This is a genomic window from Psychroflexus sp. MES1-P1E, assembly GCF_002836055.1.
GTDB lineage: Bacteria > Bacteroidota > Bacteroidia > Flavobacteriales > Flavobacteriaceae > Psychroflexus.
The window spans coordinates 14,357-31,003 of the sequence record NZ_PJBS01000152.1; the positions used below are offsets into that span (position 1 = coordinate 14,357).

9 protein-coding genes and 1 pseudogene are annotated in these 16,647 nt (G+C 37.0%); 6 read left to right on the forward strand and 4 right to left on the reverse strand.

Translation table 11 applies throughout. The annotated features are described in order from the left end of the window. Positions 1 to 29 precede the first annotated feature (29 nt). The gene (locus CXF67_RS05310; protein ID WP_257984601.1) at positions 30 to 5,057 is read right to left on the reverse strand and encodes a translocation/assembly module TamB domain-containing protein; all 5,028 of its coding nucleotides are present in this window, start codon (positions 5,055 to 5,057) and stop codon (positions 30 to 32) included. A gap of 182 nt (positions 5,058 to 5,239) precedes the next feature. Between CXF67_RS05310 and CXF67_RS05315 the strand changes: the two genes are divergently transcribed. Further along, positions 5,240 to 6,868, forward strand: coding sequence for an acyl-CoA carboxylase subunit beta (locus tag CXF67_RS05315; protein ID WP_102087797.1), 1,629 nt, complete (start codon positions 5,240 to 5,242; stop codon positions 6,866 to 6,868). 77 nt (positions 6,869 to 6,945) lie between these two features. Here the strand turns inward: CXF67_RS05315 and CXF67_RS05320 are convergent, their stop codons facing one another. After that, positions 6,946 to 8,805 (reverse strand): T9SS type A sorting domain-containing protein, encoded by a 1,860-nt coding sequence (locus CXF67_RS05320; protein ID WP_102087798.1) that lies wholly within the window; start codon positions 8,803 to 8,805, stop codon positions 6,946 to 6,948. 524 nt (positions 8,806 to 9,329) lie between these two features. On the opposite strand from CXF67_RS05320, the gene CXF67_RS05325 reads away from it, so the two are divergent. Genes CXF67_RS05325 through CXF67_RS05345 form a run of 5 tightly spaced genes read left to right on the forward strand, consistent with a single transcriptional unit; the run spans position 9,330 to position 13,128 of the window. Continuing rightward, a complete protein-coding gene (locus CXF67_RS05325) occupies positions 9,330 to 10,019 on the forward strand; it encodes an RluA family pseudouridine synthase (protein ID WP_102087799.1) in 690 nt (229 codons plus the stop codon). Between the two features lie 39 nt (positions 10,020 to 10,058). Continuing rightward, complete coding sequence (locus CXF67_RS05330; protein WP_102087800.1) at positions 10,059 to 11,048, forward strand: D-alanine--D-alanine ligase; 990 nt, start codon at positions 10,059 to 10,061, stop codon at positions 11,046 to 11,048. Positions 11,049 to 11,071: 23 nt separating this feature from the next. Beyond that, the gene (gene coaD / locus CXF67_RS05335) at positions 11,072 to 11,530 is read left to right on the forward strand and encodes a pantetheine-phosphate adenylyltransferase (RefSeq protein ID WP_102087801.1); all 459 of its coding nucleotides are present in this window, start codon (positions 11,072 to 11,074) and stop codon (positions 11,528 to 11,530) included. Between the two features lie 3 nt (positions 11,531 to 11,533). Further along, positions 11,534 to 11,836 (forward strand): DsrE family protein, encoded by a 303-nt coding sequence (locus tag CXF67_RS05340; RefSeq protein WP_102087802.1) that lies wholly within the window; start codon positions 11,534 to 11,536, stop codon positions 11,834 to 11,836. 11 nt (positions 11,837 to 11,847) lie between these two features. Then, positions 11,848 to 13,128 carry an amidohydrolase gene (locus tag CXF67_RS05345; protein ID WP_102087803.1) on the forward strand — a complete coding sequence of 427 codons (1,281 nt, stop codon included), beginning with the start codon at positions 11,848 to 11,850 and terminating at the stop codon, positions 13,126 to 13,128. A gap of 8 nt (positions 13,129 to 13,136) precedes the next feature. Here the strand turns inward: CXF67_RS05345 and CXF67_RS05350 are convergent, their stop codons facing one another. Together CXF67_RS05350 and CXF67_RS05355 are read right to left on the reverse strand one after the other, a co-directional pair. Then, positions 13,137 to 15,200, reverse strand: coding sequence for a TonB-dependent receptor family protein (locus CXF67_RS05350; protein WP_102087804.1), 2,064 nt, complete (start codon positions 15,198 to 15,200; stop codon positions 13,137 to 13,139). A 323-nt stretch (positions 15,201 to 15,523) separates the two neighbouring features. Continuing rightward, a pseudogene (locus CXF67_RS05355) lies at positions 15,524 to 16,647 on the reverse strand (exosporium protein); the annotation flags it as partial.

The window sequence follows — 16,647 nt, forward strand, 5'->3', positions numbered from 1 at the left end:
TAGGTTCTTGGTCCTTAACCTCTTCTTCTTTATTCTTTATTCTTTATTCTTTTCCTATTGACAGACTCTGCCTTTAAAGATTTCCTATAAGCTTTATCCCAAAGCACTTTAAATTTGTTAAACTCTCTGGTGAAAATGAGAGCAATACCACTTATGAAGACTTGACCATCAATAACATTTTCATACTCGCTTTTTCTGAAGCCTCGTAATTTCCATCGCCCATCTTGTGTCAATAAATACTCTACACTTACATTTCCCAGAACAGCTTGACTTTCCCCGGGCCTTTGACCACCTTCCACATTCATTTGGCTACCTGCTTCCACCACAAGTCTCTCATCAAATAATTTCTTTTGGGCTGTAACATCAAGGTCGGTTCTTCCCATGGCATCACTGCCTTGATAATCTGTATAACTAGTAAGATCAAAATTGAGATTTATACCTGAATTACCCATCAGTTTATCAGAAAAGGTATTGAGTTGATCGGACAAAGCTTGGTTTAGATTATCTCTCGCCATGGATGCAACACCCCCTTGACTTCCATCACTCCCAGATTCTGGATAAAATTTATTAAGCACCAATAAAGAGAAGACCTGTTTATTGAGTTTATCGTCTTGCTGGTTGATTTGAGATAGTTTACCGTAGACAGATCCATTAATAGCACCTTGACTCTCCTCTGGCATGTCTAGTTGAAAAGATAAATCTGGCGACATCAATTCTCCTCCCACATCCATATAAACCATAAATGGAAGTTGTTGTTTGTATCGATTTTGTATGAATGCATTTTCTCCAGCAGTTTGTGAAGCCATTAAAGAACTTGCAGAGGTTTCGATATTGTAAATAGCTCTTAAATTCAAATCCGCATTGTAAGGATTCCCACTCCAAGAGATAGAACTTGAGGGAGCTATTTCAAATTTTCTCTTTACAACATTGTAAAAGTTAAGTTCGACGCTCCCTTTGGAAACTTCATATTTTCCTACTAGATTCATATTTCCATTTCTGGCAATATCAAATTTAAAATCACCACCACCTTCTATGCTTATATTATCATCAGTTCTTTTATTGATGACGACTTTCACTTTAGATTTCTTCTGTATTTTGATGGTGCTATTTAACTCAATTCCAGAAATAACAGCATCCGTAGCATTTTCCTTTTGCTGAGTTAAAATATTATCTGGATTTTCTTTATTCACAAAAATCACTATACCCTCTCGTTCTTCTATACTAGCACGAGATTCTGGAACACTATAAGTAAGATCCGACTTTCCGTTCACCCTTAGATCTAAATCAATCTTAGGGAATTCCAAATCTCCTTTTAGCTTAGCAGAAGCGTCAAAGATGAGTTTCCCATAATACAAACTATTGTCTTCTATAGTAGAATCTAATACTTGGAAATTCTTAGCATCAAAGCTTAAATTGAATTTTGGATTTGTGAACTCTTCCAAGCCCATACTGCCATTGACTGTAAATTTATTCCCATCTTCATCCTGAATGGTGAAGTTGGATAGACTCACTTCACCCTTCTTAAGATCAATTCTTTCATCTTTGAGCTTGAATATAGTATTCAATGTCTTGGGATTGAATCGAGCATCTTTAAAGGCTAAGAAACCAGTATAGTTTATATGATCTAGTTTACCATTGATCTTGAACTCTCCTTTAACTTCCCCCTCTGTATCTTTCAAATAGTCTGGAGCAAATTGTTCCAGACTATTAAGTTCGAGTGTATTGAGAACAAAATCAAAGTCAACATTAGACTCCTTAATATTAGTATGATAAAAACCGTCCATATTAAAATCTATACCACCATCCTTTAAGCTGACATTAAGCTCATAATCGTCTTCAGACCTTGCTTCCGCCTGAAGTTTAAAATTCCCTATCGGAACTTGAACGACCTTAAGGTCTTCAATTTTTAAGTTAGAAAGCAGGCCTTTAGACGTAAATGGCTCAATGATAATAAAATTGCCACTCAACTCCCCGCTAGCCAAAGATTCGTCTGGATTTAAATAGCTAGTGATACTAGACAATTTAAAATTTTTAAAATCAATTCCGACATGGGTTCTTTCCTCATCAAAATTATCGCCGATGACAATTTCTTGTACCTCTCTACTCAGCTTAAAATCACTTATTTTTAAACGGTTTGGTTGATAAACGATTTCATTATTTTCTAGTATAGACCATGAAGATCCATTCAATATCAAGTTTTCTGGAGACACATACAAACGGTAAAGGCCATTCTCTTCAAAATCGATATGCACTGTAGAATTGAAAAATTCTTTTTCATCTTTAAAGGCCTTAAGGTCTACATTCAATTTTTTATTCAAAAATTGACCTGAAATATCAGTTGTAGCTATGTCTATTGGCCCTGCAAGAATATGATCAAAGCCTAAATTAAATTCAGCGGTCGTTTCTTCTGAATTAAAATCAAAAATAAGTCCATGAATTTCATTCCCCTGATAATTGATATAGGGCAAATTCAGATTGACAGATAATTTCTCGCTGCTCTCGTTAAAATTAATAGTAGATCTCAAGGTGTCCATTTTCTGAATACCTTCTAGAAATATATCAGAGAGTATGGGGGACTCTATAAAAGACAGGTTAAGTTTCAGTATTACAGGTTTTTTTGGGTTCTCTATGACTAAGGAGTCGTTAGCATAGCGTTCAAAATGATGTCCCAATGCTTTTGAAATTCGATTTACACTTGCATTGCCCTCTAAACTTCCATTTAAGAATTCACTTGATATAGCTGTAGTCGTTTTTGTAGCATCCACTTTAGATGTAAAATCAAATTTCCCTAAATAGTATGGCTTTTGGTCATAAACAACTAGGCCCTCTTTCAATTGAGCATCAAATTCAAATTGGGTAGAATTTCCTTCAAATTGAAGATTGGCTAAAACTTTTGCTTTTAAGTCCTTATCTGTTAGCCCCAGATTTTGAGTTCTTATTCCCTTTAAATCAAAGATAAGATCAACTTTTGAAGAAACGGAGTCCAATTCTAACTCCGAAACCAACTCCATTTGAATATTTTCATCACTGTAATCAAATTTCACATCACCTTTACCCTTTTTAAGCGCCCCTTCGATTTGTAGTCCTGAAAAGGTGTACGTGTTCCAGCGGAGGCTGTCAATAGTAGAGGTTAACTCCGCAGAAAGATCGTTGATAGATTCACCTTCTCCTTTAGAAGATAACCTTAAAGAAAGATTGCCCACTTCTGGATTTTGAAATAATTCACCAAGCTTTAAAGAGTTAACCTCTAGATCTATTGCATATTTTAAAAGGGGCTCACTTTGGAAATTACCATTGAGTTTGACAATTCCTTCTGGAATTTCCAATTCACTGCTTGTCGAGAATCCTATAGCTTCTTTTTTTAAGCTCCCCTTTACGTTAATAGTTTTTGGGATTGAAATTCCTAACTCTTTAGCTGAAATGAATTTAGACATATCAGCTCGAGAAGAATGTGCCGTATACCTTTCAAAATTGAAACTCAATGGATTACTATCCGTTACATTTTCTAATGTTCCCGATAGCTTCAATCGCGTATCCTTTCCCCAGTTAAGGTCAAAAGTTGAAATAGCCATCGACTTTGGACTCCCCTTCGCTTTAAAATTTCCTTTAAAATTGTGACTGGCTAGTGCGTTGATTTGGGCATTGGATTTCAATTCTGGTAAAAACACATAAGCATCTGCAACATGTAATTGCAAATCGGAAACTACAAGATCAAAAGTAGATTGCAAGGGATCGTCAATTAAGGCTTGGATTGAAGCGTAATTCAAATTCAAGTCCGCATAAACTAAACTTGTATTGACTTTAAATCTCAACTCATTGAGTCTGATTTCTTTTGAATTTAAGATTGCGTTTACTTTAAATTCCCTTACTTCAATTCCACTTTCTTCCTTAAATTGAAAATTATTAAGAGTAAAACTGAGGTCTTCTTCTTTAGAAAGTAGAATAGATTCAGCCTTAAAGTTCAAATCTATAACTGAAAGGGCTTCTGTAGAAAATTCACCTTTAACGGGCTGTTTTCCATTTTGAAGAATGCTCACACTGTTATTTACGACATCAACTTCACCAACTTCAACAGTCCACTTTGGCCAAGAAAATGAATCTTTCGGTTTTTGAGGTTTATCAGTCAGCTCAACTTCAGATTCAGATGAGTTTGAATTCACCTCCAAAGCAAACTGGCTGTCACGTAACACCAGATTTTGAAGTGAAATCGTTTGCAGGTTTAAATTGGTATCTAAATTTGAAAAGGCAAATTCATCCAGAAAGACGTCTGCCTTGGTATCTTCAGGACTAGAATTATACCTTAAATCGAGCTTCTTTATACTTAAATCGTCAACAATAATCCAAGGCAAATCTGACTCTTCTTCAGTATTCTCACTTTCGAAGTGCTTAAATTGGTGATAAGTGATACTTGTATTCTCCAAATTGAGTTCAGACAACTGAAACTTCATCGCCTCCAGATCAATCGATTTACTCTCTAAATAAAATTTGCCTAAGGTGAGCTCTGTATCAATCCCTGTCACCTCATCTTGATAGGACAATTGAAACTCTTCAAAAGAAATAACTCCTAAAGAAACATCTAAAGGGGTTTCTTCCTTATTACTTCTAGGATTCTCTTCTGGTGATGACGCAAAAGCATCAATGATAAATTGAAAATTAAAGCCCTCGATGGAGTCTTTTCGACTCACATTTGCTTTCAAGCCCTTCCAATCTACTAGATCAACTTTTAATTGGTGACCAAAGACAATTGGGTAAAGGGGAACATCTGCTTCTAGATATCTTGAATACATAAGAGTATCTTGAGAGGTATCTTCCAAAAGAAGTTCTTCTATAGTTAAGTTTCCAGAGAAGCTGAGATAGAGTTTACCAATTTCAAATTTAGTGTCGATTTTCTCACTGACATACTTGGTTACTTTCTCAATAATAAGGTCTTGTCCCCAAGGACTTCTCACAAACAAAATAAGAAGAATAAAAAGGATAAGAATAGATAGTACTATCCTAGAAAGAATTCGAAGAATCTTTTTAAATAAGGGTTTTGAAGCTGACGGTTTAGAAATCACTGTATAAAATAATTTCCAAATTTAGAATTTCAACTGATTTTTATGTGGCTTAATGCATTTAATTTTAGCTTAAAAGCTTAATTTATACTCACCTATACTATTTTAAAAAGAGTATGCGAAATCGATTAAGGAATATAAGATTGGTTTTGTATTTTAGCGGTTCAACCAATATTGCTCAATTCATGGATATAAAATTTAATAAAAACGAAGATCATAATAAACTTTTAGTTTCTGACTTAAGAAACAGATTTGCGAAAGTAAGTTTGGGTGGTGGAGAGAAAAAGATAGAAAAGCAACACAGTAAAGGAAAGATGACTGCTAGAGAACGTATAGATTTTCTTCTTGATGATGCTAAAGACTCCATTGAAATAGGAGCCTTTGCAGGAGACGGAATGTATGCAGATCATGGCGGTTGTCCCGGTGGAGGCGTTGTCGTTAAAATTGGTAAAGTTTCGGACAAAAAGGTTATTGTTGTCGCCAACGATGCTACTGTAAAAGCAGGTGCTTGGTTTCCTATTACAGGAAAAAAGAATTTGAGAGCTCAAGAAATCTCTATTGAAAATAGACTACCCATTATATATTTAGTAGATAGCGCAGGAGTTTACCTACCCATGCAGGATGAAATTTTTCCAGACAAAGAGCATTTTGGAAGAATCTTTAGGAACAATGCTGTAATGAGTAGTATGGGAATCACGCAAATCTCTGCGGTGATGGGAAGCTGTGTTGCTGGCGGCGCGTATTTGCCTATTATGAGCGATGAAGCGATGATTGTAGATAAAACAGGCAGTATTTTCTTGGCCGGGAGTTATCTTGTAAAAGCAGCTATAGGTGAAAGTGTCGATAACGAAACCTTAGGTGGAGCAACTACACATTGCGAAATTAGTGGAGTTACCGATTACAAAGCTAAAGATGACAAGGATGCCCTTACAAAGATCAAGAGAATAGTTGATAAAATTGGTGATTTCGATAAAGCTGGTTTTAACCGAAAAACATCCAAAAAACCAAAATTAAATCCCAAAGAAATCTATGGTTTACTTCCTGCTAAAAGAAGTGACCAATACGATATGATGCCTATCATAGAGCGTCTTGTAGACGATTCAGAATTCGATGAGTATAAGTCTGGCTATGGCCAAACTATCATCACAGGATATGCTAGAATTGACGGCTGGGCTGTGGGTATTGTTGCTAACCAAAGGAAGCTAGTCAAAACTAAAAGTGGGGAGATGCAATTTGGAGGTGTCATTTATAGCGATTCTGCTGACAAGGCTACACGATTTATAGCCAATTGTAATCAGAAAAAAATACCCCTTGTATTTGTCCAAGATGTGACTGGATTTATGGTAGGGAGCAAAAGTGAACATGGAGGAATTATAAAAGATGGTGCCAAAATGGTAAATGCGGTCAGTAATTCTGTGGTCCCAAAATTTACAGTCATCATCGGAAATTCTTATGGTGCGGGAAATTATGCCATGTGTGGAAAAGCGTATGATCCAAGATTAATTTTTGCTTGGCCAAGTGCAGAATTGGCTGTTATGAGTGGAAACTCTGCCGCTAAAGTCCTCTTATCTATTGAAACCTCTCGACTAAAAGCTAAAGGAGAGGAGATTACCGAAGAGAAAGAAAAGGAACTTTACGATAAAATTAAAAATGATTACGATACCCAAACGAGTCCATACTATGCTGCGGCAAGACTTTGGACAGATGCCGTTATTGAACCTTTGGACACTAGAAAGTGGATTTCAAATGGAATAGAAATCGCCAACCACTCCCCTATTACTAAAGATTTTAATTTAGGAGTGATTCAAACTTAATTCTTCTAAAAATTTAATTTAAAAAGGCGCTACTCTTATTACTGATAGCGCCTTTTTTATGAATTTTTTTAAAGGTTTTACTCCACTACAAATCTTTTAGTGAATAATTTTGACTCGGTGTTTACTCTTAAAATATAGAGTCCTGAGCTTAGACTATTGATTTCGATATTTAATAAGTCATTTTCACTTTTGATTACAGTATCAAAAACTAACTGACCGTTTATATTATATATTTTCATAGATGTATTTTCATCTATAGATAATCCAGATAATTCTAAAGAAATAAAACGAGAGGATGGATTAGGGTAAACTGTTAGGTTACCGCCTGAATTTATGTTAGAAATTGTCAAGAAAACAGTTCCTTCATAAGCACCAAGATAAGTCTCTACATCCTCTCTAAGATTACCCAATAGATCCAAGTCGATTTCTTCTAGTCTAGGGACAACATAGTCTAAAGGATTAATTACGTCAGGTGAAATACTAAAATCATTTGAGGCTATATCTTGAAATACAGGAGAAAAGCTGACGCTATTTTCATTGGTTTCAGAAAAAATAATAAATTCTGCTAGGTCATTTGTGAATTGCTCAGTTTCTCCCAATCGACGTCCGATACTACCTAGAAAACCATTCACGCCGTCAGCAAATAAAAGGTTGTGATCTGATACCAAAAAGCCTCTATCACTATTCCCATCTACTATGGCATAAGACCTATACGCTTCATCTTCTGTTGAAATAGAATTTATAATAATATTATTGAACACTTCTGCTGGAGGTTGACCAGAAGATCCGCTTCTTAACTGTATCCCAGCAGAAGGATAGCTCACGGCCTCTTCTCGTTCCAATACTATAGTGTTATGTAATAACCTTGTTAAACCTACATTACCATCTTGCTCAAAAACCCAGACTCCAAATAAATATAAACTAGGGTCTGTTGTTGAAGCCGTGAAATTACTCCTCACAAGTCCAGAAATTTTATTATTGGCAATTACAGTTGAATCCCCAGAAATAGTACTCACTTTTATTCCATAAGTAGAGCCTATAGTTCCTTCATATTCCACATAGTTTATTGTATTCTGACTGATTTCCCCTGAGCCTGAGTCAATAACTATAGCGCTTGTGCTCACAGGTAAAGATGGTGAAGAATTTAAGTTGGTAATACTTTCAAAAACGTTATTTTGGATGAGCATATCCTTATTTCCTAAAGCATTAATCCCAAAAGAACCACTGCTTAAATCGTGACCTAAGCTTGAAGTACTTCCGAATGAACTATTTATAATTTGATTATTTGTATCCTCAAAATCAACTCTACCGAAAAAGTCGGCAGAGGCTAGAATTTGAATACCACTACCAGAATTATCTATAAAAACATTATCAATAAGGTTATCACTATTAGTGGCTTCTTGGCTACTGGCCTCAGAGACAAAAAAAATTCCTCGTGTTGAAATCAAGGGTCTTGCCCCATTTGCCCCCAAAAAAATAGAACAATCCCTTATTATATTAAATGAACATCCTTCGGATGAGGATCCTAGAAAGCTAAACCCTCTTTCTAATTCATTGCCAGCATCACTTACGTCTCTAATGTTTAAATTCTCAAACGTGATGTAGCTTAAGGCATTAATCGTAAAGGCAGCATCACTTGAAGATGAAGTTCCAACAATTTCAAAAAAAACTGAATCTGGTTCTGCTGTAATAATTAAAGGTGAAGTCTCAGAAAGCCCAGAAATTAACTCTAAAATCAATATATCTGAATAAGTACCCGGAACTATCGTAAAAGTAGCCCCTCCATTTCCAACACCTTCGGTTTGAAGATCAACTATCATTTGAGTAAAAGTTTCATAGTCAGCGTTCAAATCTCCAACTGTAAATTCTCCTGCTAAGCCTTGTGCCGAGGAGATAAAACTTCCTAAAAGGAATAAAATAAAATAAAAATGTCTCATGATTATAATTTATGGTTTGTTAAAATTAGATATTTACACCATAATGTTGCGGGGAGATTTTATTAAAACAATCATAAATCCTATGGATTTTCTTAAAAATTAAGACTTGTCAAACATTTATTTTTTAGTTAAACCTTATCAGCTTATACTCCCAAATGAATACAATCTACACTCGTCACGGTTTAATAACAACATAACTTAAAATCTTCATTTCAAAAGATTAAAACCAGTGACACTACTTGGAAAGATAAGTGCAGCACACCTATTTAAAAATAGATTTCGCCTTTTATTTACTGCTAAAAATTGTAATTTCGGCTATCCATTAATCTTAACTAACGTGTGGTTTATAAAAAAAAATACAAGAAAAACTAAAAAATAAAACGCAGGATTTTATAAATTAAAAAGCGGTCAATTATTGCTTTTTTCGATAAAACTCCAAGCTTTAAAAAGCAAAATTTAAATTAAAGATTTCGGATACTATTTAAATTTATCCCTTAGTAATCAACAGATAAATATCTTGATACATGAACTCAACGCCTAAAAACCTTCAAGTTATTTTTGAAGATAATCACCTTATCGTCATCAACAAACGGCCTGGCGATATTGTGCAAGGAGACAAGACTGGCGATCTGCCCTTAAGTGAAGTGGTCAAATTGTATTTAAAAGAGAAGTATAATAAACCTGGAGAGGCCTACTTAGGAGTCGTACATCGGTTAGATAGACCAACGAGTGGCGTTGTGGTGTTTTCAAAAACTTCGAAAGCACTTTCAAGGTTAAATAAAGCTTTCGCCGATAGAGATACACATAAAGTCTATTGGGCTGTAGTCAAAAATAAACCTAAACCAGAATCAGCTAGGCTGGTCCATTATCTCAAACGCAATACAAAGCAAAATAAATCCTATGCGCATATCAAACCTGTAGAAGATTCTAAAAAAGCTATTCTCAGCTATCAAAAAATTCAATCTTTAGATAATTACCACGTGTTGGAAATCACTTTGGAAACCGGAAGACACCATCAAATAAGAAGTCAATTATCTGCTATAGGCTGTCCGATAAAAGGAGATTTAAAGTATGGATTTGACAGGAGCAATAAAAATGCTAGTATTCATCTACACTCCAAAAAATTGACGATTACGCATCCAGTCCGCAAGGAGGATATCAGTTTTGAAGCTAAATTACCAGATGACGTCATATGGAACAGTTGCAAGGTCTAATTCATTATTGAACACTTATATTTGAATAAAATTTATCCGATGAAGAAAAACATTGCAGTTGCGATGGGAGGCTACTCTAAGGAAGCTGAAATTTCGCTGAAAAGTGGTGAAGTCGTTTATAAGCACCTTACAAAAAATGAAAATTACAGGGTGTACAGAGCTCAAATCTTAAAAAATGGCTGGACCATAAAAACAGATGTAGGGGAAGAAATCCCTATCGATAAATCCAATTTTTCCGTAGTTATAAATGGAGAACCGATACACTTCGACTGTGTCTTTAATACGATTCATGGGACTCCAGGAGAAGATGGTCTCTTTCAAGGATATTTACAAACTCTTGAAATTCCACAAACGGCTTGCGACTACTACCAAGCAGCTCTTACTTTTAATAAACGCGATTGTATTTCTGTGCTTAGAGCTAATGGAATTAAAACTGCAAAAAACATATACATCAATAAGGGAGATGATATAAATCCCTCAGCAATAGTAGAATATATTGGGTTACCTTGTTTTGTAAAGGCTAATAGAGCAGGAAGTAGCTATGGCATATCAAAAGTGAAACACAAGGATGATATCCTAACGGCTTTAGAACACTCTTTTAAAGAAGATGATGAAGTTATTATTGAATCTTTTCTAGACGGAACCGAAGTTAGTGTTGGCGTTATCAATATCAATGGGAACATACTAGCGCTTCCTGTGACAGAGATTATCTCTGAAAATGAATTCTTTGACTTTGAAGCTAAATATTTAGGAAAATCTAAGGAGATCACACCCGCCACTATAAGTGACGCTCAAACTAAAGACGTAAAAGATCAAGCGGTGAGAATTTTTAAACTATTAAAACTTAAAGGCCTTACCAGATCCGAGTTTATTTTTCATAATAACGAACCTCACTTTTTGGAATGCAATGCTTGCCCTGGACTAACGGAAGCAAGTATTCTACCTCAACAAGCTAAAGCAGCAGGAATCTCTCTTCAGGACTTATTTACCAATGCCGTGGAAGTTGCTATTGAAAATTTTGAAATTTAATTAATTTATACAAAAATCGAATTATGAAACGTGCAGTTTTTCCAGGATCTTTCGATCCCATTACTATAGGCCATTACGATATCATCACAAGAGGGCTAACCCTTTTTGATGAAATTGTACTAGCTGTTGGCGTTAATGCTGAAAAAAAATATATGTTCACACTTCAAGAACGCAGATCTTTTCTGGAAGAGACTTTTAAAGATGAACCCAGAATTAAAGTAGACACGTATAAGGGTCTGACCGTCAATTACTGTAAAGAAAACAATGCTGACTTTATTCTTCGGGGGTTAAGAAATCCTGCTGACTTTGAGTTTGAAAAAGCCATTGCTCACACCAATAGGAAACTCGAGAAAATTGAAACTATATTCTTACTCACCTCAAGTGGAAAAAGCTATATCTCGTCTTCCATCGTTAGAGATGTCATTAGAAATAACGGTGATTATTCCGGTTTTGTTCCAGATTCTGTTGTCGTCAAATCTTAACTTATGACACCCATATTACTTGCCTGTATGCTTTTGCTATCTGTTTTAGGGGTATCCCAAACTCATCTAAGTCTTGAATCAAATAGGCCTGTTAACGACATTGAAAATCCAGATTTTAAAGTCGATCTCAATCAAGAATTCAAAGCCGTAGCTGAACATAATATTGAAATTATCCTATGCGGACAAACTTCAAAACACAGATTAATCTCTAAAAAGGGATTACACCCTGATGTCAAAATTGCTTTATCAGCTATGTCTGCACTTATCCAACTTCAAAATGAAAAATACGCCCTTATTAATTTTTAAAATCAACTCTTATGAAAATATTACTTACTAGCTTAAGTCTTTTATGTGCCTTAACTCTATTTTCACAAATAGATAAGCAGCTTTTAAAAGATATTGAATCTATTGAAGATCAAGTCATCGCATGGAGGCATGATTTTCATAAGAATCCTGAATTGTCTAACAGGGAATTCGAAACTGCTAAGAAAATTGCTGAACATTTAAAAAGCTTAGGATTGGAAGTGCAAACGGAGGTGGCTTATACAGGAGTTGTTGCCACGCTTCAGGGCGATCTACCTGGAAAAGTGGTGGCTTTAAGAGCAGATATCGATGCCTTACCCGTCACAGAACGCAATGACTTACCTTATAAAAGCGAGGTGATAACCACATTTTTAGGAACTGAAACGGGGGTGATGCATGCGTGTGGCCACGATACGCACATCGCTATTTTAATGGGAGTTGCTGAAGTCCTCTCAAAAAATAAACATCTGATAAACGGGAGTGTAAAATTCATATTTCAACCTGCAGAAGAAGGTCCACCACCGGGAGAACAAGGAGGAGCAAAACTGATGATAAAAGAAGGGGTTTTAAAAAATCCTGAGGTAGATGCCATTTTTGGTCTTCATATTAATTCATCCACTCCTGTAGGAACCATAAACTATAAACCTGGAGGAAATATGGCAGCTGTAGAACGTTTTGTTATTCTTGTAAAAGGAAAAGGAACTCACGGCTCTACCCCATGGACAGGCGTAGATCCTATTTTAATCTCTGCAAAAATAATTGATGGTTTACAAACCATCATAAGTCGTGAAGCCGAATTAGTTGACGAGCCTGCCGTGATTACTGTTGGTAAAATCACTTCCGGAACCCGATATAACATTATACCAGAAACTTCAGAAATGATAGGCACTGTGAGAACATTGGATGCAGATATGAGAACTATGGTCATAAAACGCATGACTGAAATGGTTCCTGCCATCGCCAAAGCGTATGGTGGAGATGCTGAGATAGAGTTTCAAAACAATACGGCTGTCACCTTCAACGATTTGGAATTGACAGCCCAAATGTTACCCACTCTTCAAGGTATTGCTGGCGATGATAAAGTAAAGCTTATAAAAGCTAGTACAGGAGGAGAGGATTTCTCATTCTTTCAAGAAGAAATTCCTGGATTTTACTTTTTCCTAGGTGGCATGACTCCAGGGAATCAAACCCCTTATCCGCATCACACCCGAGATTTTGAGGTGGATGATGCTGGTATGCTTTTAGGCGTAAAAACCATGTCTCAACTTGCTATCGATTACCTGATGCCAAATTAAAACAGGTTCTAGAAAGCATAGTTGAGTGAAAAGCTACCGAAATAATTTCTAGGCTCGCCGGGATAAAAGTATCTCGGCTCGTTTCCCCCAAATGCTCCAGCATTGGTGACAATACTTGACGCATATTTTTCGTTGAATGCATTATTGATTCCAAAACTTAGCCTTGCTGAAATTTTATCAAGTACAGGGAATTTGTATTCTAATTTTACATTAGAAAAAGCATAAGACTCCGAGAATTCTGTATTGGCATCATTCACGGGGATCTCTGATACAGCGTTGGTTTGAAAATAAAAATAGAGGCTATTATTGATTTGAGCATCCACTCCAAAACTGAATTGTTGTGAAGGAACCCCTGTGAGATCATTTCCAGAAAAAGAGTCACCCTGATCTTCAAATTCATTGAATTCGTAGAAGTTGAAGCTTCCTGTGACATAAGGCTGAAGCTGTAGCCAAGACCCATAATCTAGATTGGACTTAAAGGAAAACTCGACCCCTGGATGTGAGGTTGAGCCCGCATTGATACCCACAAATCGATCTTCTGCCACACGTCTGGCTACCAGTAAATTTTCAACATCCATATAATAAGCATTGACCTCGGTATATAATTTGTCCTCAAGCCAACGGGCTTTGTAGCCTACTTCATAATTCCATCCCGTTTCTGGCTCTAGATCTGTGTTAAAAACGCCCTCTTCCGTTAAGCTCTGTTCTACTGTTGGTACAGAAAATCCCCGACTTACAGATGCTGATACTTTTTGATTTTCTGCTAGTGAATAGGTAGTCACTACATTAGGTAACCATACTTGATCGTAGCTATACTCGCCAGTTTGTGAGTTTTGTGAATTAGAGAGCTTATCTTCAATAGCGTAACTTGTCTTGTTTGTAGCCAGACCTAATTTTAAGTTTAATTTTCTAGAGAGTAAAATATTTAGGGTTGAAAAGGCCTCAATGTATTGCCTATTTTGATCTAAATCCGATACTATATTTCCCTGTAAGTAACCTTGACCATTGTTGTCTCGGTATCTATTTTCGAAAGTTGAAACGTCATAATCATCTCTCAAAAATTCACCACCAAGAGTTAATTGAGCTGAATTTCCAAGTAAACTAAACTCAAACTCACTGGTATGTCTAATCCCTATTCCGATATTATTATTTTCCAAAATATCAAAAGGCCTAGGTTCAAACGCCTCTCTAAAGTTGGTAAAAACCGAGGTGTTTTGTGTGATATTTGAAGTTAATTCTGTCGTTAAGTTAACGCCAAAAATACCACGTGTATAAGACTCGAAGCCTTGAGCCTGTCCCCACGTAAACGCAGCCTGAGTAGGATCTTCCTCAAAACTAGACCTGTTTAAAGAACTAGGTATAAACCCCTTTAATTGAATGACTTGACCCACAAATTGAAGTCTGGAACGCGTACTGAGTTGGGCTTCAGAGTTTAGAAAATAAGACTCTCGCTGGTAGTTGCTATTGTCTCTAAATCCACCAGCACTTAGGTTGTTATAGGTTAAGTTAATTTTCTTATTTCCATCCGAAAGATTGATAGAGTAGTTTTGTTTTAAAAGATCGAAGCTTCCCACTAAAAATTCAGACTCTAGATAGTTCTCCTCTTTTAAGACTGATTTTAGCTGGATAACCCCACCTAATCCCGCTCCAAATTCAGTGGCTTGTGGTCCTTTAATCACTTTCACCTCAGAAATAGTCGTAAGATCTATATCGTGCAAAATAGAGGTTCCATTAGCGGTGCTCAAGGGAATATTGTTGTAATAAAGCTTAAGCCGGTTGGTTTCAAACTGGGCCCTTGCTCCTATACCCCGGATATTGATTTTGGTGGTATTGATTCCTCCTTGTTGCATATACACCCCAGGAATTTTATTAAGGATTGGAGTGATTGTCGTTTGGTTGGACTGTAACAACTCGTCTTGATTAAGCAAAGACACATTGGCGTCTTGCCGGTAATCCCTCTCAATGTCAACCGAAGTTTTCAATTTAACTTCCTCTAGGGAGGTAGTGTCTTTTTGAGTTTGTGAAAAAATTATTCCTGAATATAAAAATAGGATGATGGTAAGATATCTCAAGTGTGTTTTTTTAGCCCCAAAAGTAATTATATAGGTGAAAGTTTATTCTAAAAAACTACTAATGTTGACATATTGTCTTTTCTCTAGTGCCGTTCTCTTTATTTTCGGACTATATAAATTCGTCACATCAAATGTAGACACTCCAGTTACCCAACGTTCTCATTTTTATGGTAAAGTTATATGTCTCTGTTTCCGCAATCGTTTGTCCATTGGGGTTAAGAGCTTTACCTATTGTTTCTACAATCAAGACCTGTTAATTCATTAACAGGTCTTGATTGTAGAATGAGAGATCATAGTCTCTGAAGACTCTTAAAAGTTCTAGTTTAGAAATTTACTACTACCCACTCAGTACCATCATAAATCAATAAAGCTAAACTAGACGCGAATAGATTTTGAAATGTATCAGTTCCGAAGTTCCCGAAACCTCCGAAAAATATGATATTTCCAGTTACACTGACAATAGCGCTTGTATTATTAGTAGTTAAATATAAACGTCTTCCTGTTGTAGGACTTGCTGGTAAAGTAATTGTTCTTAAACCATCGATTCTGACAAGTTGGTCTTCATCAGTAATTGTTATGTTCGATGAAACTAGAGTAACAATTAAGTTGCCATCACCAGCAGGTCCTGTTGGTCCCGCAGGTCCTTGTGGTCCAGCTACAGTTGAAGCAGCTCCTGTTGCACCCGTAGGTCCAGCAGGTCCTTGTGGTCCAGCTACAGTTGAAGCAGCACCAGTTGCACCGGTAGGTCCTTGTGGTCCATCGGTTCCGTTACTTCCAGCAGCTCCAATATCTCCCTGTCCTCCTGTTGGTCCTGTTGCACCATCTGCTCCTGTTGCACCGGTAGCTCCTTGAATACCTTGTGCCCCATCGGTTCCGTTACTTCCAGAAGCTCCTGGTGCTCCATCTGCACCGGCAGCTCCAATATCTCCCTGTCCTCCTGTTGGTCCTGTTGCACCATCTGCTCCAGATGCACCTGTAGCTCCTTGAATACCTTGTGCCCCATCGGTTCCGTTACTTCCAGCAACTCCTGGTGCTCCATCTGCACCGGCAGCTCCAATATCTCCCTGTGCTCCTGTTGCTCCTGTTGCTCCATCTGCACCGGCAGCTCCAATATCTCCCTGTCCTCCTGTTGGTCCTGTTGCACCATCTGCTCCAGATGCACCTGTTGCTCCTTGAATACCTTGTGCCCCATCGGTTCCGTTACTTCCATTAGTTCCAGCAGCTCCTGATGCTCCATCTGCACCGGCAGCTCCAATATCTCCCTGTGCTCCTGTTGCTCCTGTTGCACCATCTGCTCCAGATGTACCTGTTGCTCCTTGAATACCTTGTGCTCCATCGGTTCCGTTAGTTCCAGCTGCTCCTGGTGCTCCATCTGCACCGGCAGCTCCAATATCTCCCTGTGCTCCTGTTGCTCCTGTTGCTCCTTGTGGACCGGGTGTAGAACTTC